Source organism: Cochleicola gelatinilyticus, assembly GCF_001637325.1.
GTDB lineage: Bacteria > Bacteroidota > Bacteroidia > Flavobacteriales > Flavobacteriaceae > Cochleicola > Cochleicola gelatinilyticus.
In genome coordinates, this window is the sequence record NZ_LRXL01000037.1 from 251,794 (window position 1) to 276,647 (window position 24,854).

At 37.2% G+C, this 24,854-nt stretch carries 22 protein-coding genes; 8 read left to right on the forward strand and 14 right to left on the reverse strand.

Annotated elements, in window-relative coordinates; all coding sequences use genetic code 11:
* The 4 genes from ULVI_RS08795 to ULVI_RS08810 all read right to left on the reverse strand — a co-directional run bounded on the left by ULVI_RS08795 (position 1) and on the right by ULVI_RS08810 (position 5,520).
* A complete protein-coding gene (locus tag ULVI_RS08795; RefSeq protein WP_068591888.1) occupies positions 1-1,134 on the reverse strand; it encodes an efflux RND transporter periplasmic adaptor subunit in 1,134 nt (377 codons plus the stop codon).
* A gap of 10 nt (positions 1,135-1,144) precedes the next feature.
* Positions 1,145-1,648 (reverse strand): GbsR/MarR family transcriptional regulator, encoded by a 504-nt coding sequence (locus tag ULVI_RS08800; protein WP_068591891.1) that lies wholly within the window; start codon positions 1,646-1,648, stop codon positions 1,145-1,147.
* Between the two features lie 304 nt (positions 1,649-1,952).
* Positions 1,953-4,094, reverse strand: coding sequence for a catalase (locus ULVI_RS08805; protein WP_068591893.1), 2,142 nt, complete (start codon positions 4,092-4,094; stop codon positions 1,953-1,955).
* 226 nt (positions 4,095-4,320) lie between these two features.
* Positions 4,321-5,520 (reverse strand): NAD(P)/FAD-dependent oxidoreductase, encoded by a 1,200-nt coding sequence (locus tag ULVI_RS08810; protein ID WP_068591896.1) that lies wholly within the window; start codon positions 5,518-5,520, stop codon positions 4,321-4,323.
* A gap of 454 nt (positions 5,521-5,974) precedes the next feature.
* Between ULVI_RS08810 and ULVI_RS08815 the strand changes: the two genes are divergently transcribed.
* Complete coding sequence (locus ULVI_RS08815) at positions 5,975-6,613, forward strand: NAD(P)H-dependent oxidoreductase (RefSeq protein WP_068591898.1); 639 nt, start codon at positions 5,975-5,977, stop codon at positions 6,611-6,613.
* Positions 6,614-6,620: 7 nt separating this feature from the next.
* On the opposite strand, the gene ULVI_RS08820 is transcribed toward ULVI_RS08815, so the two are convergent.
* Positions 6,621-6,920: a chaperone modulator CbpM gene (locus ULVI_RS08820; RefSeq protein ID WP_068591900.1), complete on the reverse strand. Its 300-nt coding sequence runs from the start codon at positions 6,918-6,920 to the stop codon at positions 6,621-6,623.
* Positions 6,910-7,821 (reverse strand): DnaJ C-terminal domain-containing protein, encoded by a 912-nt coding sequence (locus tag ULVI_RS08825; RefSeq protein ID WP_068591902.1) that lies wholly within the window; start codon positions 7,819-7,821, stop codon positions 6,910-6,912. Before ULVI_RS08825 ends, ULVI_RS08820 begins: the two co-directional genes overlap by 11 nt.
* A 273-nt stretch (positions 7,822-8,094) precedes the next feature.
* Between ULVI_RS08825 and ULVI_RS08830 the strand changes: the two genes are divergently transcribed.
* The 3 genes from ULVI_RS08830 to ULVI_RS08840 all read left to right on the forward strand — a co-directional run bounded on the left by ULVI_RS08830 (position 8,095) and on the right by ULVI_RS08840 (position 10,404).
* Positions 8,095-8,526, forward strand: coding sequence for an Hsp20/alpha crystallin family protein (locus tag ULVI_RS08830; RefSeq protein ID WP_068591904.1), 432 nt, complete (start codon positions 8,095-8,097; stop codon positions 8,524-8,526).
* 58 nt (positions 8,527-8,584) lie between these two features.
* The gene (locus tag ULVI_RS08835) at positions 8,585-9,061 is read left to right on the forward strand and encodes a hypothetical protein (RefSeq protein WP_068591907.1); all 477 of its coding nucleotides are present in this window, start codon (positions 8,585-8,587) and stop codon (positions 9,059-9,061) included.
* 131 nt (positions 9,062-9,192) lie between these two features.
* Complete coding sequence (locus ULVI_RS08840) at positions 9,193-10,404, forward strand: DegT/DnrJ/EryC1/StrS family aminotransferase (RefSeq protein WP_068591909.1); 1,212 nt, start codon at positions 9,193-9,195, stop codon at positions 10,402-10,404.
* On the opposite strand, the gene ribB is transcribed toward ULVI_RS08840, so the two are convergent.
* The 8 genes from ribB to nhaC form a co-directional block, all read right to left on the reverse strand.
* Positions 10,382-11,530: a 3,4-dihydroxy-2-butanone-4-phosphate synthase gene (gene ribB / locus ULVI_RS08845; RefSeq protein WP_068591911.1), complete on the reverse strand. Its 1,149-nt coding sequence runs from the start codon at positions 11,528-11,530 to the stop codon at positions 10,382-10,384. The two genes, ULVI_RS08840 and ribB, sit on opposite strands and share 23 nt — an antisense overlap.
* Positions 11,531-11,649: 119 nt before the next feature.
* Entirely contained in the window at positions 11,650-13,026 is a 1,377-nt protein-coding gene (locus ULVI_RS08850; protein ID WP_449390412.1) for an LptF/LptG family permease, read from the reverse strand.
* Positions 13,027-13,094: 68 nt separating this feature from the next.
* Positions 13,095-13,736, reverse strand: coding sequence for a LolA family protein (locus tag ULVI_RS08855; RefSeq protein ID WP_068591914.1), 642 nt, complete (start codon positions 13,734-13,736; stop codon positions 13,095-13,097).
* Positions 13,737-13,746: 10 nt separating this feature from the next.
* Positions 13,747-16,122, reverse strand: coding sequence for an FtsK/SpoIIIE family DNA translocase (locus tag ULVI_RS08860; RefSeq protein ID WP_068591916.1), 2,376 nt, complete (start codon positions 16,120-16,122; stop codon positions 13,747-13,749).
* Positions 16,123-16,331: 209 nt separating this feature from the next.
* Positions 16,332-16,691, reverse strand: a complete 360-nt coding sequence (locus ULVI_RS08865) for a diacylglycerol kinase family protein (protein WP_068591918.1) — start codon at positions 16,689-16,691, stop codon at positions 16,332-16,334.
* Between the two features lies 1 nt (position 16,692).
* Positions 16,693-17,193 (reverse strand): thiol peroxidase, encoded by a 501-nt coding sequence (gene tpx / locus ULVI_RS08870; protein WP_068591920.1) that lies wholly within the window; start codon positions 17,191-17,193, stop codon positions 16,693-16,695.
* 237 nt (positions 17,194-17,430) lie between these two features.
* The gene (locus ULVI_RS08875) at positions 17,431-18,075 is read right to left on the reverse strand and encodes a peroxiredoxin (protein ID WP_068591922.1); all 645 of its coding nucleotides are present in this window, start codon (positions 18,073-18,075) and stop codon (positions 17,431-17,433) included.
* A gap of 165 nt (positions 18,076-18,240) precedes the next feature.
* Entirely contained in the window at positions 18,241-19,716 is a 1,476-nt protein-coding gene (gene nhaC / locus ULVI_RS08880; protein WP_068591924.1) for a Na+/H+ antiporter NhaC, read from the reverse strand.
* 314 nt (positions 19,717-20,030) lie between these two features.
* On the opposite strand from nhaC, the gene ULVI_RS08885 reads away from it, so the two are divergent.
* The 4 genes from ULVI_RS08885 to ULVI_RS08900 are packed head-to-tail and all read left to right on the forward strand — an operon-like array spanning position 20,031 to position 24,827.
* The gene (locus tag ULVI_RS08885) at positions 20,031-21,644 is read left to right on the forward strand and encodes a hypothetical protein (protein ID WP_068591925.1); all 1,614 of its coding nucleotides are present in this window, start codon (positions 20,031-20,033) and stop codon (positions 21,642-21,644) included.
* 38 nt (positions 21,645-21,682) lie between these two features.
* Entirely contained in the window at positions 21,683-22,663 is a 981-nt protein-coding gene (locus ULVI_RS08890) for a hypothetical protein (protein WP_068591927.1), read from the forward strand.
* 32 nt (positions 22,664-22,695) lie between these two features.
* On the forward strand, positions 22,696-23,937 hold the full coding sequence (locus tag ULVI_RS08895) for a hypothetical protein (RefSeq protein ID WP_068591928.1): 1,242 nt from the start codon (positions 22,696-22,698) through the stop codon (positions 23,935-23,937).
* Positions 23,938-23,963: 26 nt separating this feature from the next.
* Positions 23,964-24,827, forward strand: coding sequence for a hypothetical protein (locus ULVI_RS08900; RefSeq protein ID WP_068591930.1), 864 nt, complete (start codon positions 23,964-23,966; stop codon positions 24,825-24,827).
* Positions 24,828-24,854: the final 27 nt, after the last annotated feature.

The window sequence follows — 24,854 nt, forward strand, 5'->3', positions numbered from 1 at the left end:
CTATTTAAATAAGGTTTTAACAGGTTTTGCAATACTGTCGAAAGGTACTTCCTGTGGTTGTATCGGGGTATTGTTTCGTAACTTCGTTATTCCTTTAACAACAATTTTATCTCCCTCTTCTATACCCGATTTAAGAACATAAAGATTACTTGTCTTATCGCTAATCTCAATAAGTGATTGGACGGCTTTATTGTCTTCGCTAACCTTATACACAAATACTTGTCCTTGTTGTTCGTACGTCGCAGATTGGGGTATAACAAATGCATTTTCGTAGACTATAGGCACTTTAATCGTACCACTATTGCCATTGGTAATTAACTGATTGGGATTGTCGAAAACCGCTCTAAAGCTAACTGTTCCTGTATTAGGATCTATTTGTCCAGTGACCGTTTCAAGGGTTCCTTGCTGCTGAAATGTTTGTCCATTAGCTAACAGTAATTCTACATTTGGAAAATTCTCTATTTTCTTCTGAAGATTTTCTCCATCGGTATTTTGTAAAAAATCCAAATAATCTGTTTCATTCATTGAAAAATACGCATAGACTTTAGCAATGTCTGAAACCGTTGTAAGAGGTTTGGCACTAGTAGCACTTACTAAAGATCCCTCTCTATAAGGGATAGCACCAACAAATCCGTCGACAGGACTTTTTATAGTTCCATAATTAATAGTTGCCGAAACACTGTTATATCCTGCTTTCGCTTGTGCAAGCTTTGCTTTAGCAGTTTCTAGTTGCACATTGCTAATAATATTCTTTTCGACCAAAGGTATAAGCTTGTCTACTTCAACTTGAGCCGCGTTAACATTCGCTTTGGCTGCGGCAGCGTCTTGTGATAAGGTTTGCGTTTCTAATTGAAACAACCTTTGTCCTTTTCGTACTTTCTCTCCCTCATCAACCAATACTTTTTGAATGTATCCCGATACTTTTGCGCGAACCTCACTATTAATAACGCCTTCAATGGTGGTTGGGTAGGTTGTATATGCCGTGACAGTTTTTTTAGGCACTGTAGCCACTTGGAAAGGAGCAGCTTCTTCTTGACTAGACTTGGATGCTTCTGCATTTCCATTGGCGCAACTACTCAAAATGAGTATAAGCATACCGAGTACCGAGAATTTGTATAAATGGTTTAATTTCATAGCGCTATATTTATTTATTTTGCTCTTGGTTTGATTGTTCTATTTTTTGCTTTAAAATGGTGATTGACCGTATGGCATCATCGAGGTAATTAATATAACTATCATGAAGATCGAGGTTAAATTGGTCTTCTTTACTTAAATAGTTATTGGCATTTAACTTGTATTCTTTTACTTCTGTGTGTAATTCTTTTTGTTGTTGCCATACGAGCAACATATCATTAATCCCTTGTAGAAAGGAGTCATTGTTTATTGTGAAATATTTTTTTCGATCTCCGGTTTTTGTAAAATATTCAATTTTCTTAATTCCTTGTAGATGTGTTAAGTGAGTAGATATCGTACTTTTACTAGCACACAACTCAGAAACAAGATCTTCGAAAGTTGTTCCTTTTTTTCCTGTAAGAACTATGTAAGCTAAAATACGTGCAGCAACAGGAGCGAGATTATCTTTCTTTTCGAAATGAACTCCCATCTTTTCAACTAAGATATTTTTTTGCGCTACTAATTTCTTTTCCATGATTTTTAAATATTACAACACAAAGATATGATCGGTTCTGAAAAAACCGAACTTATCGAAGTTAAATAGATGTTAATTGTGAAATGTCTTCATTATTGAATAAAAAAATACTTCTTAAGTGACTGATGCTTAAAAAGTAAATAAGTATTAGTGCTGAATGTATTTTATGTAAAAAGAACCCGTCATATAGAATAGTGAATAGAGTTAAAGGTTCTATATATCTGGTGTTACTAACTAATAGAAAAATTAAAAGCCTGTAAGTTTTATACATACAGGCTTTTAGTGTGGTAATTATTGCATTAATTTAAACCGCAATAGAATCGGCAATTTTCATTCGATCCCAATTTCTATGTTTCGAAATAGCGGAAACAAAATCTTCTGGTTTTTTACCAATAAATATCGCTTTATCATCTTTATATTCTGCTACAGCGGTCTCATCTATTAGTGATTCAGCTTCAGAAGAAGCAGCAATCGCTTTGCAGTGCTTAAAGGCTTCATTAGTAAACTTAATGTATTTAGAATGTTTCAGTAATTCGGTTACAGACTTCTTTCCACCTGGCACATATACAGCATCGAATAAAACACTTTCCGTAGTCATAATAGACGCATCAACCTTATGCTCCATATCGGTATCGCACTTAATAGTTCCCCCATGTGGTGCAATTAGTTGTACTACAGCTCCTTCTTTTTCGAGGGTAGTTTTCATCTTTTTATACTCTTTCATAGAAAATCCATCTGCAACTAGGAACGCAATCTTTCGAGTAGCAATGCTGTCGAATTTAGTGTTCGACTGGCTCAAGGCAGGGTCTTTATCTAAGTAATTCTTTTTCTTGCCGGGTTGGTGTTTTTTAACATCTGCATCGGCGCCTATTGCTTGATTAATAGGTTGATCTATCTTACTAGGGATTTTCATTCCCAGACCTTTCGCTACTTTTTTAGCCAAATCTTTATCGATTTGTTGGATAAGCCACAACATTCTTTCTTTTATATGATCATGCATACATTTTCCAAGTTCGAACGTATAGGCATCGGCAACGTGTTGTTGTTCCCAGTCTGCTAGACTACGGTAAAATAGAGCAGGTTGTGAGAAATGATCACTAAAACTTTCACTTCTTCCGCGAATTTTTTTAGCGTCAATTCGTTCTTGATACGAATCGAAAGCGCCTTCAGAAATCTTGGATAAATGTGGACATCCTCCGCTTAATGTATTTGGAAAATAGGCTGTTTGACCTTTTGGGATATCCATCTGCATATGTCCGTCACGTTGATTATTATGCGTAGGAGCTACAGGTCTATTAATTGGGATCTGGTGAAAGTTAGGCCCTCCTAATCGTGATAATTGAGTGTCTCGGTACGAAAATAACCGTCCTTGTAATAAAGGATCGTTTGTAAAATCGATTCCCGGCACAATGTGTCCTGGTAAAAACGCAACCTGTTCGGTTTCAGCAAAGAAATTTTCAGGGTTTTTATTCAAGGTCATTTTCCCGATGATCTTTACAGGAACCATTTCTTCTGGAATCAATTTCGTTGGGTCGAGCAGATCGAAATCATATTTATGTTCGTCTTCTTCGGGAACAACTTGAATTCCGAATTCCCATTCTGGATACTGTCCTGCTTCAATGGCATCCCAAAGATCACGTCTATGGAAATCGGCATCGGCTCCATTAATACGAACCGCTTCGTCCCACGTAACTGAATGCACTCCCAATACTGGTTTCCAATGAAACTTCACGAAATGCGCTTTTCCTTCTTTGTTTATTAATCGAAATGTATGAATTCCAAATCCTTCCATCATTCGTAAGCTACGAGGAATAGCCCGGTCACTCATCGCCCAAATATGATTGTGTAGGGTTTCGGTAGCATGCGAGACAAAGTCGTAAAATGTATCGTGAGCTGAGGCAGCCTGCGGAATTTCTTTATTAGGCTCTGGTTTTACCGAGTGAATAAGATCTGGAAATTTCATGGCATCCTGAATAAAGAAGATTGGCATGTTATTACCAACTAGATCCCAAGTTCCTTCTTCGGTATAAAATTTTACAGCAAAACCCCTTACATCACGAGCCAAGTCGGGAGACCCTTTAGACCCCGCCACGGTAGAAAAACGTACAAATACGGGTGTTTTTCGTTTCGTATCTGTAAAGATTCCGGCTTTACTATATTCTTCTATGCTTTCATATAATTCGAAATATCCATGTGCCCCGCTTCCTCGAGCATGTACGATTCGCTCTGGTATACGCTCGTGATCGAAATTGGTGATTTTCTCGCGAAGAAGAAAATCTTCTAATAGAGTAGCACCGCGTTCTCCCGCCTTTAAAGAATTATTAGTATCGTTTACCTTTAATCCTTGGTTGGTTGTTAATGTAGTATCTTTTACTTCTTTCTCAAACTGTTTTAGATCTTTGATCTTTTGTGTTTCTGTTGTCTTTTTCTTGGTCTGTTTTTTCATAGTTGTATAGCATTTTCCTTAAAATTAAATGAATTATGCAGGATTTCTTAACGCTTTGATAAAAGTTTAACTATAGTAGATTATTATAGCTTGATTAAACACAAGTAGACATGTATTTGCGCTAATCCTAATCGTAAATGAAACATTGAGTACGGATTTTAGGACCATTAAATGTTCATTAACAGGCAAGACTTAAGTAAAGTAAAAAGAGAGTATTGTTTTATAATTACCTACCAAACTTATAAAAGTCTAAAAACACATGCGGATCGTTCTCTATGCTAGGTAGTATCGCTTCCATGCCCATTACACTAAAGGTAATTCCATTGCCTCCAAAACCTAAAATGTAATGTTCGTTTTTATCTAATTCGGGTCGTCCCATATATGGAAGTCCGTCGTCGGTTTCGCCAAAAGTGCCCGCCCACGAATAATCTAACACAAATGGGATGTCTGGAAAGCATTTCTGAAACGATTTTACTAATGCTTTTTCTTTCTTCGGAAGGAGTGCGTCTCTTTTCGTAGCATTTTTAAAATTCTCGTCACCGCCTCCCATTATAATTCTGTTATCTGCGGTGGGGCGAAAATATAAATAGGGACTATTGGTATTCCAGTAAATGATATTTTTAAATTGCTTCGGAAGGGTTTCGAAGGCTTCTGAAGCTAGGGCATAGGTGCTCTTTAAAGAAACAATGTCTTCTTTTAATGTATTGGTACTTTCAAAACCAGTACAATGCACTACATGATCTGTTGTTATTTTATGTCCTTGGTTGGTTGTTATTTCAACCGATTCTGAAGCATGATGAATAGTATGTACTTCTGTTCTATCATAAATTTCAAGTCCTTTTTCTGAACAATATTTTAAAAGATCATTAGCTAATTTATAGGCATCCATAACCGCACCCGATTTGGATTCAATAGCTGCGTAGGCTTTAAGCCCTCTTTTATCCAGTTGTTTTTTGTCGATCCATTTTACATTAAACCCATGCTCTTTGCGACATTCGTATTCTTTCCGAAGAAACTCCAAATCTTTTTTGGCAGAACAGAAGTATACACTTTTAGTAAATTCAAACTGACAGTCTGATGCTATGGTATCGATAATTTCCTTGAGCTTTGTGATGGAAGATTCACATTCCCGATAACTGGAAACAGCACAGGTAAGTCCGCGTTGTTCGATAAGTTCGTGCAAGGGAACATCTATTTCATATTGAAGCATCGAAGTGCTGGCAGCGCTGCTTCCGTTACAAATATCTCGACGTTCTAAAAGTATAACCTTTTTCCCTTCTTGTAAAAGTTGATAGCTTATTAGTGCACCAGTGATACCTCCTCCAATCACAACAATTTCTGTGCTTTTTGATTCTCGCAATGAGGGGTAGCTTTTTGGAAGCGCATTTTTAATGAGCCAATAAGGCTCGTTGGAGCGTATGTCCATATGTTATTAAATTTATTAGTTATGATAGTACAGTTACGCTTTTCTTCTTTTAGAATCTATTTGAGCGCAAATCAAAACAAATTATTTTCAAGCTTATGACAAATAATTTTACATGTTCTTCATAGTATACAATAATAAAACAATGTCCCTTTAAATAATAAAGATAGGAGGGTACCTTCTTTAGTCAACGTTCAAACTGAATTAAATGTAGGAAATACAGTGTTTATTACCATTCCGCCAAATTTTATTAAGCAACTTTATTTACATGAATCATACTTATTAGTTCGCCGTATTTTTAAGTTAAGGTACGTAAAGTTAAAGGGAGTATGCCTCTTGTTTATTGCGATTTGTTTTATTTAACAATCAATTATAAATTTTCAGAAATTGGAATATGTAATGTCTGCTTTTACTCAGGTTAATTGGTATTTGTAACTTTGAGGTTCAATACACGATTATGGCATCAGAAATAATAGAGAAATTGCAATGGCGATATGCCACGAAAAGTTTTGATACCTCGAAGAAACTTTCCGAAGAGAAAATCCAAATAATTAAAGAGGCTTTTAATTTAACCGCAACCTCCTATGGTTTGCAACCTTTAAAGTTAGTAGTTATTAGCAATCAAGACTTAAAAGAACAACTTGTGTCGTTAACGATGCAACAAAAACAAGTAGCAGAAGCATCGCATGTATTAGTTTTTTGTACTGAAACTGCTGTAACATCAACTTACATTAAAGAGTATTTTGACGCTGTCGAGAAGGCACGTGATACCCCGCGGGCAGTATTAAGTCCTTTTGAAACTTTTTTAATAGATTCTTTTTCGGGCAAATCGCAAGAAGAAATAAACGAATGGGCGGCGAGGCAAGCTTATCTAGCCATGGGAAATTTACTTACAGTTTGTGCCTTAGAAGAAATTGATGCCTGTCCAATGGAAGGATTTGAAGCAAAGAAGTACGATACTTTTCTCAATTTAACCGCGCAAGGGTTGCAATCGGTATTAGTAATGGCGATTGGCTACCGTTCTCAGGATGATTTCTTTTCATCGATGAAAAAAGTGCGACGTGGAGTGGAAAAAGTTGTTTTAGAGATGAAGTAACATTTTTTTACAAATCGTCTTCGTATAAGCGTAGTCTGTTTTTTAAAGCAGTCATTTCAGATTGCATTGTGTCTACTCGTTCTAATAAATTAAATATTACGTCGATGCCTTCAGGATTAATATTAAGATCACGGTGCATACGAATCATTTTTTCTACAGTAGGTACTTCATCTATATGAATATAGAATTCTTCTTTTTGTCGTGTAAGAGCAATCAATCCAAGTTCTTTTAAAGTAGCTACAAAAGAAACTTCTACATTATAGGACGTACATATGGGGGTTATTGCGATTAACTGTTTAGTGCTCATGGTCCTTTATATTTTTAAGTGCTTCAAATAATTCTTTTTCTTTTTCTGAAAGCTGTGTTGGAACTTTCACTTTGTAGGTGATGTACAGATCTCCAAATTGTCCTTCTTTTTTATACTTCGGAAACCCTTTCCCCTTTAACTTTATTTTAGAGTCGGTTTGAGTACCAGGCTTAACGCTTAATTTTACTTTTCCATCGAAGGTAGAAACTGTAATGTCTCCACCTAAAACTGCTGTAACCACATCTATAGATACATCACTATAAAGGTCACTTTTTACTCTTCTAAATCGTGTGCTATTTTTAATAGCGAACGTAATGTAGAGGTCTCCTTTTGGTCCTCCGTTGATACCCGCACCCCCGTGGCCTTTAATTTTAATTACTTGTCCGTTCTCTACACCCGCAGGGATGGTAATACGAATATTTTTACCATTCACTGTAAGAGTTTGTTTTTGGGTAGTATAAACTTCCTTTAGATCGAGTTGTACTTCAGCATTGTAATCTTGGCCTTTAAAGGTTGTACTACTGCGCGAACCTCCGCTAGTTCTCCCACCAAACATCGACTCAAAGAAATCTGAAAAATCTCCACCGCCAAAATCGGCTCCTGTAAATCCTCCTTGAGAGGAATATTGCCTTTGCTGTTCTTGCTGTTGTTGTCTTGCTTTTTTTATATCGTCTGCATGTTTCCAATCTGCTCCGTATTCGTCGTATTTTTTTCTATTTTCAACATTTCCGAGCACTTCATGCGCTTCGTTGACCTCTTTAAATTTTTGCTCTGCTGTCGAGTCATTTGGATTTACATCGGGATGGTATTTTCGAGCCATTTTCCGATATGCTTTCTTAATGTCACTCTGACTTGCGGACTTAGAAAGACCTAGGATTTTATAATAATCTATATATGCCATTGGTTTTTTTGCTTGTCTTTGAAAGTTACAAAACAAGCCTAGGAATTAAAATCAATTAAGAAAAATTTAGCACCAAATGACGATGCTTTTAAAACTGAAAAATTGTCACTTATAAATTGATTATGAATGAAATAATGTCATTTAGATGGGTTGATAATTTATGTTTTTAACCAAAAATATGTCATTTTTAACTTTGGTATTTCATTTGCTTTTTAACAAGTGTGCTACCAAGCAGCACGATTAAAATTAAGTTTAATTTAAAACTAGTGTAATATGAAACTTACAAAAAGAAACAGCTCGTTGATGCCGAATGTCTGGAATCAATTACATGATGATGATTGGTTTAGACTCCCCGACACTTTTAAACAAGGAGCAAGTATGCCTGCTATAAATATTAAAGACAATGAAAACGAATTTATAGTGGAGCTAGCAGTACCCGGAATGAAACGGGACGATTTTAAAGTAGATGTAGATAACGATTTGTTAACCATTTCTGCGGAAGAAAAAAATGAGCGTATTGAAGAAGATGCAACGTATACTAGAAGAGAATTTAGTTATAGCTCATTTAAGAGATCGTTCAATCTTCCAGAATTGGTTGATGAAGATAACATCACTGCGAATTACAAAGATGGTGTATTAGGAGTTGTTATTCCAAAGAAAGAAGAAGCAAAACCAAAACCACCAAAATCTATTGAGATTGCCTAACAAAAAGCGGGATACTTCCCGCTTTTTCACTGTTGTTTAAAATATAAAAAGAGTTGAAATGAAAACACTATTTTTTATGGCAGCTTTTACAGCAAGTCTGGTTAGCTGCACTGCACAAGAAACAAAACAAGACCGAGATGCCTCACAAAACAGTCAAGTTGAAGCTTCAGAACCTCAAGGAAGTTGGACTGTTAACAAAGAATTTGATGAACAAGGAAATCTAGTTAAGTATGATTCTATATATTCTTATTCATATGGGAGCGTTAATGGAAAACCGATGCCATCAAAATCGATGGACAGTATCATGAATTTATTTCAAGATAATTTCAATCAAGGCTTTCCATCTATTAGTGAAGACCCTTATATGAGTTCATTTTTTAATGGGCCTAAAAATTTAGGGGGAGGTTTCGATATGAATGCACGTTTAAAGCATATGGATTCGGTTCAGAAATTATTTATCGATCGTTTCTTTAATAATCAGATGCCACATTCAAAACCTGTAGAAGATCCAAAATTGGAACATCAGAGAATCTAAAAAGAAGACCTCCCATTGTGGAGGTTTTTTTATGTCTAAATCTATCGTTTAACACTTTTCGATACCATGCGCAACCCTTATCTTTGTGATGTATCTATCAAAAGAATAAGTATTAATTATATATAGAAAGTATGCCAGGATTCGAAATATTTGGAGCAGAAGAACGCAAACAGGTTAATGATGTATTAGAAACAGGAGTACTAATGCGGTACGGTTTCGACGGAATGCGTAACAATCATTGGAAAGCCAAAGAGTTTGAAACTGCCTTTGCGGAACGCATGCAATCTGCCCACTGTCAATTAGTATCTAGTGGTACTGCTGCGTTAACTATAGCGTTGGCATCTGCTGGAGTTGGAGCAGGGGATGAAGTAATTATGCCCACCTTTACTTTTGTAGCCAGTTTCGAATCGATTATGATGTTAGGAGCTGTGCCTGTTTTAGTTGATATCGATGATACCCTTACCTTAGACCCAAAAGCTGTAGAAGCAGCCATTACGTCTAAGACTAAATGCGTAATGCCTGTACACATGTGTGGTTCCATGGCAGATCTAAAAGCTCTAAAGTCAATTTGTGAGGCACATAATTTATTACTCTTGGAAGATGCGTGTCAGGCAATAGGAGGTACCTTCGAAGGAAAACCTCTAGGGAGTTATGGCGATCTCGGATGTTTTTCGTTCGATTATGTAAAAACGATTACCTGTGGTGAAGGAGGAGGTATTATTACCAACAATGAAAAATATGCGATTAATGCAGATCAATATCAAGATCATGGACATGACCACGTGGGCAACGATCGGGGTGCCGAAACACATCCTACTTTAGGATATAATTTTCGTATTTCTGAATTAAATGCTGCGGTCGGTCTTGCACAACTCGATAAACTTGATGGGATTTTAAAGCTTCAGAAGAAACATTATACTTACATGCGGGAAGCATTAGAATCTGTCGATGGAGTTACTTTTAGAAGGGTTCCCGAAGGAGGCGTAGAAAATTATTCTTTTCTGAATTTCTTTCTCCCTACGGAAGCATTAGCCCAAAAAGTACACAAAGCACTTTCTGAAGCGGGGGTAGATGCCTGTTTTTATTGGTATACAAATAACTGGCATTACATAAATGGATGGGAGCACCTTCGTGATTTAAAAGCGATGGGTAATCTGCCTTCAGAAATAAAACAACAAATGCAACAGCTAAATGAAACCGATTTCTCTAAAAGTGATGCATGGATGGGCCGTACTGTTTCTTCTTTAGTAAAGATTGGTTGGAAAGAAGCTCAGGTTAAAGAACGTGCTGAAAAAATGAAACAGGTAGTTTCAGAAATTCTTAGTACCGAACGTATTCAGTAATTTCAAGTCCATAGCCAATCATCCCGACGCGTTTGGTTTGCTCACTATTAGAGACAAGACGAATTTTATGAATTCCTAAGTCGTGTAATATTTGGGTTCCAATACCAAAGTCTTTACTATCCATCATAATACCAGGAGCTTTAGCCACTTCGTTATCTTTCTGAATTTCTTTTAATGTTTTTAAACGGCTAAGTAAATTGAAAGATTGACTTTGCTGATTTATAAAAACAATGGCTCCTTGTCCTTCCGAATTTATTACATTAAACATATCGTCTAATTTTTTATCGGCATCGTTTGTCAGCGTTCCAAGGATGTCGTTATTTACAAGTGTAGAGTTTACGCGTACTAATACAGGTTCGTTTGCTTTCCAGTGACCTTTGGTTATGGCAATATGTACTTGATCGTTGGTAGTTTGTTGGTACGCCCGTAATCTAAACGCTCCAAATTTTGTATTAATATTAAAATCCTCCTTCTTTTCGATTAAGGAATCATGCTCCATGCGATACGCTACAAGAGCTTCAATAGACACCAATTTTAAATCGAATTTTTGTGCTACTTCTACTAAATGAGGAAGTCGTGCCATTGTGCCGTCTTCATTCATGATCTCAACGATTACACCCGCTGGTTTTAAACCTGCCAAGCGAGCAAAATCAATAGCGGCTTCGGTATGCCCAGTTCTTCTTAATACTCCGCCGTCTTTAGCTTTTAGTGGAAATATATGTCCTGGTTTGCTTAATTCATGCGGCTTTGTTTTTGGATCAATAAGAGCTTGCACGGTCTTTGCTCGATCGGAAGCTGAAATACCGGTAGTAACTCCCTTGCCCTTCAGATCGACCGATATTGTAAAAGCCGTCTCCATAGGGTCGGTATTGTTTCCAGTCATCATTTCTAACTCTAATTCTCTGCAATGGGTTTCAGTAATAGGAGCGCAGATAAGTCCGCGGCCATGCGTCGCCATAAAATTGATAATTTCGGGGGTAACCTTTTCAGCAGCAGCAAGAAAATCACCTTCATTCTCACGATCTTCATCGTCTACTACAATAATTACTTTTCCGTTTTTAATATCTTCAATGGCTTCTTCAATAGTATTTAACTGAATAGAAGTACCGTTTAGCGTTGCAGTCATAGCTTAGAATTAAGGGTGCAAAGATACGCAATGTGTTTAGAAGTAGTGGTTGTGTATAAAAATTTAACCCGCTTTTTAAAAATGAATTTCAGAAGGAATTAAAAATAAATAGGCTGTGCTTATGGAAGGGTTTTATCTTTTTTCTTAAACCACTTTGAGAAGCGTTGAAAAAAGGCGTCGAAGTCTACAATTCCTTGGTCTGTTGTAGCGCGGTAGGTTAACCAAATTCCTAATGGGAGCATGATAACGGTACTAAGCCAAGTGGCAATAAATGGATGTAATGTACCATCTTCGGCGCTATTTTTGGCGAAAATTCCTATAAAATGATACGTTAAGAACAGAAGAATGGCAATAACCATAGGAAGTCCCATTCCCCCTTTACGAATAATAGCCCCCAACGGTGCTCCTACAAAAAAGAGAATGATACAGGCTGCCGCAAGTACCCATTTTTCATGTAGTGCCATTTCATATTTATTGAGTCTTTTGGTTTTAACCTGAAACTCTTTCTTCTTTGCTTGTACCGACTGAATGCTACCTCTCACGTTATTTAATGCCATCGAAATCACACCCGATTGTTTGTTTTCAACATCGAACACATCAATGACCGATTGTATGGTATCTACTGCGACTGTATCTTTAAGTTTTGTCATTTTAAACTTAGAAACCCCACTCCGATAATACATGTTATCTGAAAAAGCAGAAATATCCTTGCTGTAACTTTTTGATAACGAATCGATCTCTACAAAAAGTTCGTTGATCTTATACATATTCTGGTTTGTAAGCTCGTTCTCTTTGTCAACATCGGTATCGTTCAAGGCCGTAAGGTCAATGTTTATTGCGTAGGTAGAGAAGTAGCTTTTAGCGAAGGGTTTAGATCGTTGTTTGGCAGCAGTAGTTGCTTGAATATCTTCGTAGTAGTTTCCATCTTTTAAAATTAGGGATAGCGTATTGCTTCCCTCTTCACTAGCAAGTTCCCCATCGTTGGCTATAATTACCGTATAGTTTCCGCTAGGACGTTTTGGGTTCTTTTTATGAATTACAACGTCTTTTAAAAACTGATCCCGATCACCACTTTTTTCCGAAACTTTAATATTAAAATCATCACCTATCTGGCTAAACTGCCCTTCGGCAATTACCATCGACGGACTTACTTGTGCAATATTTCTACGTAAATTCAGCCATTTGTATTCAGAATAAGGAATTACATTGTTTGCAAAAAAGAACGCTGTGACACTCAATAAAAGAATAAAGACCATCAAACTTCGCATGGCGCGCTGTAAAGAGATACCATTCGCTTTCATGGCAGCAAATTCGTATTTCTCTGCAAAGCTTCCGAAGACCATTAATGAGGTGACAAGTATTGTTAAAGGAAGTACCAGTGGCATGAGTCGCGGGGAGACATACCATAGAAATTTTAGAACGATCCAGATGTCGAGTTCTTTTCCAGCCAATTCAGAAATGTACAGCCAGATCGACTGCAGGACGAAAATAAACATCAAAATAATGAAGACGCTAAAAAACGTCTTCAAGTAAGTGGTGAGTATATATCGATCCAGTATTTTCACTAGTCCAGCGAATTAATGTAGTAGCCGTCTTTTTTGTATTTAGCCTCGTCAAAGGTAAATAAGGTTTTTGAAACCGGTTGATTTGTTTTAAAAGAGTTTACTGTAAATGTATATTTTGTTCCTTTTGCATCTGTTTGAATAAGTTTATAGATGTGCTTGGTCTGAACGTCAACACCCAAAAGAATGTCTTTTATTTCAGCATTTGAGTCGATAGGAATTAATTTTACAAACTGAATTTTGCGTCCTTTTACATTCTGCTCAATATCCATTTTATAGGTATATCCTTTTTCATAGAAGGTAAGCATTTTTGAAGGTGTGATCTCTTTATCGTCTTGAGCATTATAATTCGATATCGTAACTTCTTCATCTTCTGGTACGATCGTGTATATTTTTTTTCCGTCGAACATTCGTGTCGTACCCAACATATTTAAAACATATTTATCGCCTACTAAGGTTACGTCGCCTCGAGTTTCCTGATTTACATTTTCTTTAGTGTTGTTCAAATTATATTTAAAATCGATAAAAATATTATCATAGCTTTTTGCCTTTGCAGACACTTCTTTTAAAAAGGTCTTGGCATCCTGAGCTTGGAGTAGCGTAGTAGCAAAAAGTGCGAAACAAATTAGTGCTATTTTTTTCATTTTAAAGTTTTTAATTTTCGTTATCTAATAGTTGGTTTAATGCTTCTAAGGTTGGAACGAGTACTTGTCTGGCTTTACTTCCTTCAAACGGTCCTACAACTCCGGCTGCTTCTAATTGATCAATAATTCTTCCTGCTCGGTTGTAACCTAATTTTAATTTTCGTTGTAAGAGAGAAGCAGAACCTTGTTGAGCAATTACTAATACTTCGGCAGCTTCCCGGAACAACTTATCTCGTTCGTCGATATTATTATCAAGATTTGTGCCACCTTCTTCCCCAACATACTCGGGAAGTAAGTGTGCATCTGGATAGGCTTTTTGTGATCCTATAAAGTCTGTAATGTCAGCAACTTCGGGAGTATCTACAAAAGCACATTGAATACGCGTAAGATCATTTCCTTGGGTATATAACATGTCTCCACGACCAATAAGCTGATCGGCACCCGAATTGTCTAGAATGGTTCGTGAATCTATTTTACTGGTCACTCTAAACGCAATACGGGCAGGGAAGTTGGCTTTAATGATCCCTGTAATTACATTAACCGAAGGTCGTTGCGTGGCAACAATTAAGTGAATTCCAATAGCACGGGCTAATTGTGCCAAACGGGCGATAGGTGTTTCTACTTCTTTTCCAGCAGTCATAATTAAGTCGGCAAATTCATCGATCACTAATACGATATAGGGCAGGAATCGGTGTCCGTCGTTCGGATTTAATTTACGGTTGCGGAATTTGGTATTGTATTCTTTAATATTTCGACACAATGCATCTTTTAAAAGATCATACCGTGCGTCCATTTCAATACAAAGTGAGTTTAACGTATGTACTACTTTGGTGGTGTCGGTAATAATGGCCTCATCAGTGTCGGGTAATTTTGCGAGGTAGTGACGTTCAATCTTATTAAAAAGGGTTAACTCTACTTTTTTAGGATCGACCAACACAAATTTTACTTCTGCAGGATGTTTTTTATAAAGTAAAGAGGTTAAAATAGCATTCAGCCCAACCGATTTACCTTGTCCTGTAGCACCCGCCATTAATAAGTGAGGCATTTTAGCAAGATCGACCACAAAGGTTTCGTTGCTAATTGTTTTTCCCATAGAAAGGGGTAATTCCATTTCTGCGTTCTGAAATTTTGGTGAAGCAATCACCGATCGCATCGATACAATTTTAGGATTCTTATTAGGAACTTCAATACCGATGGTTCCTTTTCCGGGAATAGGTGCAATAATACGTATTCCTAATGCCGAAAGTGATAGTGCAATATCGTCTTCTAGGTTCTTAATTTTTGAAATCCGTACACCGGCATCGGGAACAATTTCATACAGGGTAACCGTCGGTCCTACTGTCGCTTTTATATTTGCAATACCAATCTTGTAGTTATTTAGGGTTTCTACAATACGGTTTTTATTCTCTTCTAGTTCTGCTTGATTAATGGTGATTCCCTGTCCTTTAGTATAATCTTTTAAAAGATCGATCGTTGGGAATTTATAATTGCTAAGTTCTAGGGTTGGGTCGAATTCTCCGAAATCTGAAACCAATTTTTTGCTTAGATCACCTTCTACAGTTTCTTCTTCTACGGTTTGCTCAACCTCCATCTCCACATCGTCTTCGGAAGATTTTAGAATGAGTTTTTCTAGTGGATCATTTTTAATTTCTTCTGAAGTAGTTTCAGAAAAGGGAGTAGGTGCTTCTGAAGCTTCAGTCGTGGTATGAGCTTCTACGACTGTTTTTTCATAATCGGTTTGATCGATGGTTGATTCCGAAGCATCTTCCGAAGAAAAATCGGAAGCGATCTCTGTTTTCTTTTTATTAAAATACGCAATCACTTTTTCGGGTGTGATTTTTAGGCGTACCACCAAATAAATGATTGCTAAAAATGCCATAACTAAAATGGCGCCAATAAGCCCTAAGTAATCTTGTAATAGATCGTTAATTTCGAACCCGATCACCCCACTTAAAATAGAATTTGTGGTGGTGAAAAATCCGAAGAATACCGAAATCCATATCATTAATAAGACACCCCAGAACCAAAATCGTTTAAGAGCCGTCTTTGTATAATCGAAAAAGAAATAGATTCCAGTAAGTGCTATAAGTACTGCTAGAATAAATGCGGCAATTCCGAAACCGTCATAAATAAAAAAATGTCCCACATTGCTACCAAATTTATTAAGCCAATTTCGGGTTTCCAATTCTCTTTCAGAAAGATTTCCCAGCGCACTTTGATCTGCCTGCCAGTTAAAAAAGAATGAAATAAATGAAAAGAGTAGTGCGGTTCCTAGCAAAAATAAAAAACTGCCTAAAATAATCTTTTGCTGTTTGGTAAGAGCAAAGGATATTTTCTTAGCAGGCTTCTTGGTTTTTTTAGATGTTGATTTCTTTTTTTTCGCCATGAAAGTGGGTTGTAATCTATCGCAAAAATACAAATATAGAACGGGACAAGCTACATAAAATTTTGTAAAACTGGCTGCTTTTTCTTGCTGAAATGAACAGATGAAGGTACTGGTTTTTTAATCTCTAATTGGCAAGCAATACGTTGTTATAATGGTTTAAACATTATAAAATTACCGGTTAATTTTATGCTGCTTTTTATAGGAACCCGTTAAAATTTAGGGATATAAATAATGCAGGCGATAATTACAGCAGTTAATGCTGCTATAAATACCGCACCTGCAGCAACGTCCTTTATATATCCTATTTTGCTGTGATAGTCGGGATGAACAAAGTTCGCAATTTCTTCTGCAGCTGTATTAAGCCCTTCTATACTCATAACAAGCCCTATAGCGATAAATTGAAACATCCATTCTGTCGTGGAAATATCGAAATAAAATCCTGCGATGGTAACAATCACTGCGATGACAGTCTGCACTTGTATACTTGCTTCGTTTTTAAGCAGTAAATAAGCACCTTTAAAAGCATATTTAAATCCTTTAATTCGTTTGCCTAAAAAGGAGTTCCACATGTTATAGTAGTGTTTTTAGCGCAGAAAGGTAGTCGGGTTCTTCTCCTATTTCTGGAACTTGTTGCGAATGAATCACGGTACCAGTTTCATCTAATACGACTACAGCTCTAGAATGAAATCCCTCCATAGCGCCAGTCGTCATTTGCAGTCCGTAAGTTTTTCCAAAATCCCCTGTTTTAAAGTCGGATAGGTTTGTCACATGTTCAACACCTTCATCGTCTGCGAAACGCTTCAATGCAAATGGTGTATCTCGAGAAATGCATAATACGGTGGTATTTTTAAGTCCGGTTGCTTTCTCATTAAATTTTCGTACCGAAGTCGCACATACGTTTGTATCGATACTGGGAAATATATTAAGAATCACTCTTGACCCTTTATAATCTTCGAGTGTTTTAGTTGATAGATCGGTTGCTTTAAGTGAAAAGTTTGGGGCTTTATCCCCTTTCTTCGGAAGTGTACCGTTAGTTTCAACGTTAGTTCCGCTAAGTGTTATGTTTGACATTGCTGAGTTTTTTGTGAAAAGTAAAAATACAGATTCCTTTCTGGAAAGAATTATAATAAGATGCTAAAATATACCCGTTACTTAAACTGAAACTGTTTAAGCTAAAATTGAAAATAAAGATGATTGCATGAAGTAACAAGGTTATTAATATGCGTACTCTAAAATAAAAAATCCCTTTCCATACATGAGGAAAGGGATTTTTAAAGAATTTAAAAACTGTAGTGGTACAGTTTAAAATTAATTTAAGTGTTGTGTTAGATATTCAGCAACGCCTTCACGGTCTGCATTCATAGCGCTTGAACCTTCTTGCCAATTTGCTGGACAAACTTCACCATTCTTTTGAACATGTGTATATGCATCGATCAAGCGAACAAATTCTGCAACGTTTCTTCCGAGCGGCATGTGGTTTACACTTTCATGAAATACAGTACCTTCTTCATCGATAAGGTATGTTGCACGGTATGTTACGTTATCTCCATCGACCATAACATTTCCTGTTTCATCATCGTAACGTTCATTAGTGATGTCTAAAATACCCAATTGCGATGATAAGTTCCTGTTGCTATCTGCAATTATAGGGTACGTTACTCCTTGGATACCACCATTATTTTTAGGGGTGTTTAGCCATGCAAAATGTACCTCTGGTGTATCACAAGAAGCACCAATTACGAGCGTATTTCTTTTTTCGAAATCTGCCATTGCAGATTGAAACGCGTGTAATTCTGTTGGACAAACAAAAGTAAAATCTTTTGGATACCAGAAAAGTAATACTTTTTTATTCTCTTTTTGAGCAGTTTCTAAAATATTAATTTTCTTCGTGATGCCTGTTTTATCGGTAACATCGACTGAAATATTCGGAAATTTTTTTCCTACAAATGCCATAAATTTTTATATTTTTTAGTTCTTGTTTTCAGCGTGCAAAATTACTTATATATAGTGGGAATTCAAACCAGATCTACTTCAAATATTTATATCGTAATAAAGAAAATATATCGGAGTGATTTCCGAAGAAATAAAAAGTAAAACGTAATCTTTATGTGACTATTTCTAGGCTGTTTTAGAAGTAATTGTCTGTCGGATCTTTATTTTAAACGCGGCAAATAGTAACGTCATGAACGGACTAAGCCAGTTGAAAATTGCGAAGATAAAATATTCTCCGACACCTACGCCTAAAACTCCGCTTTGGTAGGCACCGCAAGTATTCCAAGGAATTAATACCGATGTAACCGTTCCTGAATCTTCTAATGTACGCGAAAGATTTTCGGGAGCTAAACCACGATCTTTGTACGCTTTTTTAAACATTTTGCCAGGAATAACCAATGCGAGATATTGGTCTGAAGCGATAATATTTAATCCTAGGCAACTAATTACCGTACTAGCAAACAAACCAAAAACCGATTTGGCGTAGGAAAGTAATACTTTAGTAATACGTGATAATGCACCAATGGCATCCATAATACCTCCAAAAACCATAGCGCACATTATTAAATATATGGTCCATAGCATACCTTTCATTCCGCCCGAAGAAAAGAGATCGTTTAATTTATCATTTTCAGTTACAATTGCCGTGTCTGTAACTATAGCATTAAAAATAGCAGAAAAATTTGAATCACTAAGTTGTTGTAAAATCTGTGGCTGATAGATAAAAGCCACAACAATAGCGGCGAGAACTCCAGTCGCTAATGCGATTAATGGTTTTGTTTTAAATAGTATAAGTACGATTACTATGGCTGGGACAACAAACAGCCATGGGGTAATGGTAAAAGTTGCAGCGATAGTTGAGAGCAAATTACTTATATCTGCATTTCCACTGGTATCTACAGAAAAGCTCATAATTGTAAATGCAATTAAAGTGATCACAATAGTTGGCACCGTAGTAAATGCCATATACCGTATATGGGTAAAAAGATCGGTTCCTGCCATAGCAGGTGCTAAATTGGTAGTGTCACTTAAAGGTGACATTTTATCTCCAAAATAGGCGCCCGATATTACCGCACCAGCAATCATTCCACCAGATATTCCAAGTGCAGTACCAATACCTATTAATGCAATACCTACAGTCGCTGAAGTTGTCCAGCTACTTCCAGTCGCAATAGAAATAATTGCGGCAATCACCACAGAAGCAGGTAGAAAAATTTCTGGACTTAATACTTGTAAACCATAATAGACCATTGCTGGAATTACACCACTAATAAGCCATGTTCCTGCAAGTGCACCTACGAGAAACAAAATCATTATAGGAACAAAGACGCTTTTTAAATTTTCAAAAATTTCTTTTAGCATAATTGCAATAGAAATCCTATTAAAAAATCCTACAACAGCAGCTACAGCACCTCCTAGTAATAAGATTAATTGATTAGAGTATTCACCTAGCCATTCTCCATCTTTGAAGAAAATATTATAAGCTAGCATTGCCATTAAGATAACTACGGGGACAAGAGCTTCCCAAATACTTAATTCGTTATTGTCTATAATCTTCTGATCTTCAATATCGATTTCTGAAAGATTCTCTTTATCCTGCATGTGAAGTATTTTAATTCGAAATGTAATGTTACGATTTTGTTAACTCGTATGCAAATGCGTGTTAAAGAAGTGGTGCCATTTGGCACAACAGATAATCGATTCAATAATACATAAGGAATCATGGTTTAAAATAGATTTATTTTTATCAAGATGCTTTTAATCGTTTGTTTTATAGATAATTACAATTAATTATCCGTTGTATTACACATGTTACATATCTCCTGCTTTCCGTTACATACGTCCTTATGAAAATGATAGGTTGTAATTACTTTGCTTGCTGAAAATAAGCGTGTTAATCATTTAATGAAAACCTCATGAAAACAATTTTTACTTTACTCGTAATATGCTGCATTGCTACTAGCAGTCTTTCGCAAAACGGTATCAATTACAAAGCTGTTGTTAAGGATGGTGACGGTAACATTGTAGCAAACGATTTAATTGCGGTTCGATTTACTATTAATGAAGGTGCTCCTGAGGGTACAACAGTTTATCAAGAAGATCATTCGCCGAGCACAGACGAAAATGGTCTTGTAATAATAAATATTGGAGAGGGGAATCCATCGATAAATTTATTTGAGGATATAGACTGGGCAGCTAATCCTCATTTTCTGAATGTTCAAATTAATACAGGCGATGGGCTAACCGATATGGGAACAACCCAATTTAAATCGGTGCCCTATGCTCTTTCGGCACCCGATACATCTAAATGGGAAGATAATGAAAATGGAATTTACCGACTTAACGGTAATGTCGGTATAGGTACAAGCAATCCAATTAGAAAGTTCGATGTGTATAATGAAGATGAAGATGTTACTGCACTATTCCAAAACTTTTATGCCGGGAATCAGGCGAAATATGGAATTTATAATTCATTAACCCCCGCAGGTACTTCAACAAAATATGGCTTTTACAATACAGTAGGGGCGACTAACTCTACGAGTTCAGCGTTTGGAATTTACAATACTTTATCCACTACGGGAGCAACTGGAAATATGTACGGTATTTATTCTTTAGTTTCTGGTAATGGTACAGGATCTCATTATGCGCTTTATGGATATGCCACAGGTGCAGGTAACTACGGGGTTTATGCCTATAATAATAGCCCAGATGGTTATGCGGCTTATTTCAATGGAAATGTAAGAGCTACCCAAAGGTTGGTTGTGGGAACAGGTGTGCCTCTCGATGGTCTTACCATTGCAAGTAAAGATCTGTTCCTAAGAAATACAAATTATACTACAATTAGAGGGAGATATTCTGGATCAGGAACTGGTGGTGAAATCGAACTGTATATGGGAAATAAGCCTTCTCCTACCAATAGTGAGAGTGGGTTTAGAACACTTCAATTACAGGCATCTGAAACTTCAAGCACAGGTTCACAAATAAATTTGTATAAGGCCGACGGATCATTGGGTATTTCCTTAGATGGAGATTTCTTAGGATTAGGACGTGTCATCACTCAGGAAATTGAAGTTACCGGAGGAGATCTTGCCGAGTTCTTTAAAGTCAATCCAGGAAATGCTCACAATAACCAATTAAGACCTGGAGTGTTGTTGTCAATCGATGAAAGCAATCCCGGTGACATGATCATAACCACCGAAGCATACGATAGAAAAATCGCAGGAATTATCAGTGGAGCAAATGGAGTTAAACCCGGATTACTCATGGGTGGAAGTCTTGCTGAAGAAGAGGAAAGAGCAATAGTACAAGCAAATCAATTTCCAATTGCACTTGCTGGTAAAGTATATGTTTATGCGAACACCGAAAACGGAACCATAAAGGCAGGGGATATGCTCACATCGTCTTCGATTCCCGGTTATGCAATGAAAGTAACTGATTACGAAAGAGCCCAAGGAGCCATCATTGGTAAAGCCATGACTAGTTTAGAATCGGGTAGCGGTTTTGTATTGGTTCTCGTAACCTTAAAATAAATTCAGTTCATTAATACAAAAAACTTGCGATTATGAGAATGAGATTAACTTTAATAGGTGCGATTTTAATCTGCGGTATCTGCTTTTCGCAGCAAGGCATTAATTACAAAGCCGTTGTAAAAGACGGTAGCGGAAACATTGTCGCCAACGATCTTATCGCTGTTCAATTCACCATACTGGATGGAGCAACCACAGTGTACGGAGAAACTCACACCCCAACGACCAATGAGAATGGAATCATCATTTTAAATATCGGCGAAGGGGCACCAATTGGAGCAGGAGACTTTTCGACCATCGATTGGAGCAGTGCAAATCACTTTCTTAACGTGCAGATTAATACCGGTGACGGATTAACAGACATGGGAACTACGGCATTTAAAACAGTTCCCTACGCTAAGGTCGCAGATGTCGCCAAATCACTCGAAAATCCTCTTTGGATAAAAAATAGTGCAGATAGAATTTCCTATAACGCTGGAAATGTAGGGGTAGGAGATTCAAATCCTTTAAGTCCTTTCTCAGTGATTCAGTCAACTGGAATTGAAAATACCATGCGCTTGGAAAGTCGGGACCATCCGGCAGGAAAAGATTTATTAGAGTTACAGATACCATCAGGCTCGCCGGCTACCTCTCAATTTATAGAAATGCAAAATGGTAGTGAAATTGTTGCTGCGGTCAACGCTGATGGCTCGGCTCGATTTAAATCTGTGCAATTTGAAGATAATTCGGTTCAAACCACCGCAGCTATCGGGCCGCGGGCATTTGGTTTTATCCAGTCTAGTGGGAACATCACTTCAGGATCAGGCAATTTCACTGTAGAATGGGTTGCAGCATTAAATCGTTATGAAATAACCATATCTGGTATTAATTATTTCTATCGCAATTTTTCAACGTTTATAACAACAGTTACTTCTAATGTTGTAAGAAGTCGGATAACCAGCAACCTCGGAAAAATAGTGGTGTATTTATACAATGCATCTGGAGCACCACTACAAGGCGAATTTCAATTTATAACCTTTTAATACGCTTTATAAACCAACTAAAAGTTACCTCTATGAAAACCAACCTCACATTTTTTTTCTTGTTCATTTTTTCTGCTATAACCGTAGCCCAGCAAGGAATTAACTACAAAGCTATTGTTAAAGACGGAAGCGGAAGCATAGTCGCCAATGATCTTATTCAAGTGCAATTCGCAATTCTTGAAGGAGCGACCTCAGTATATTCTGAAACGCATTCACCAACAACAGATGCCAACGGACTCATTATTCTCAATATTGGGGAAGGGACTCCCATTACCGGAACCTTCGACGCCATCGACTGGGCGAACGATGCACATTTTCTTAATGTACAGATAAATACAGGCGACGGATTAACTGATATGGGAACCACCGAGTTTAAGACAGTTCCCTATGCCATTACATCGGGAGATGCTGTGTTTAAAAAAGACGGTGATAACGCCTTTAAAGAAGATGGGAATATAGGTATTGGAACTGCAGATCCGACGGAACAACTTCATATTAATGATGATACCGATGCCAGAATGCTGTTAAGTGCTAATAATACATTTAACAGAACTTCGATGCGATTGGAAAACGGAGATGCCGGAGGCACTCATTCTTATTTTAAAATCGAAAACTTTAACGATCAACTTCGTATTGGGGTCGATAGTGATTTAACCGCAGGAACAGGTTATAATGATATAGTAACTATTTCAACTTCGGGTAATATTACTACAGATGGTGCATTACGATTGGGAACTGGACCTCTAATATCTGAATTTTCAACAGACGGAACACTCTCTGGGAACAGTTCAAATGCAGTTCCAACAGAGAGTGCGGTTAAAACTTATGTGGACAATATGGTAGGAACAGAAGAAAAGAGTATTATTATTCCTGCCACCGCTTTTACAGGTAATACTAACGTAAACCCGATAATCCTACAAAATTTCGGTGCGTTCGCTCAAAAAACGACTGGAAATGGTTTTTTAGTGGCGCCCTTAATATTACCTGAAGGCTCCACGGTCACGTCGATGCGGTTTTTCTTAAGGGATGGAACGTATTTAGGAAATGAAAACTTGCAAGCTTCCTTATTGAGAGGTCTGCGAACTTCCACCATTTTTTCGATTCAATTTTCTGTATCCACTTTTGGTGGATCTACCTCTGGGTTTATAGAAACCTATGATACAGACTTTACCATTCTCAACGATTATCAATATGTTATTAGAATATCACCAACTTCAACCTGGACACATCCAGATATGGGAGTTTGTGCAGTAGAAGTGACCTACATTGATTAATTAACGAAATTATTAAAACTACTAAAATGAAAATACAAATCACATTATTCAGCATATTTCTATTCTCTTTCTTCGGAAATGCACAGAGCATCGAAAAATTCAGCATCGATAGCGGAGGCGCTTCCGAAGCAAACGGAAACATTCAAATTCTTTACACCTTAGGGGAAGTGAATGTACAGGAACTTAGTGCAGGAAATATTCAGATTTCTGAAGGGTTTATCACCTCGGTTTCGTTACAACTTTCTATAAACCCTAAAGTCTTTTTGCAAGGTCCTCTTTTGGCGCCAACAACACCAAGTCTTATGAATGATGATCTACGTATCGCGACGGTGATCCCCACTACAAGTCCGTACCCCGATGGATTAACCTGTAATGCTTCAGTTTTTACACCAACAGGCCCTAATGCGATTGTTGATTGGGTTTTTGTAGAATTACGAAATGCTTCAGACAGAACGAATGTAATTGAAGCGCGATCAGCCTTACTACAAAGAGATGGCGATGTGGTTGATGTTGACGGTACCTCCGCAGTATCATTTACATCGGCTGCTGCAAGCTATTATGTTTTAGTAAATCACCGAAATCACTTAGGGGTTCTAAGTGCAAATCCGATAGCGATTTTAGGAACGACAGCTGTAGATCTTAGTTCAAATCCTTCAGATGTATTTGGAGGCACTAATGCGGTAGCCAATATGGGCGGCGGGAACTATGCAATGTTCGGAGGGGATGTCAACGGCAATGGGCAGGTTCAGAATAGTGATCTTACGGCGATTGTACTACTATTGGGAAGTTCGGGATATTCCGAAGGAGACCTCAATTTAAATGGTCAAGTTCAAAACAGCGACATCAACAACACTGGAAATCCTAATCTAGGAAAAGGAGAACAATATTAATACTCATTTAAATACATCACTAACCTT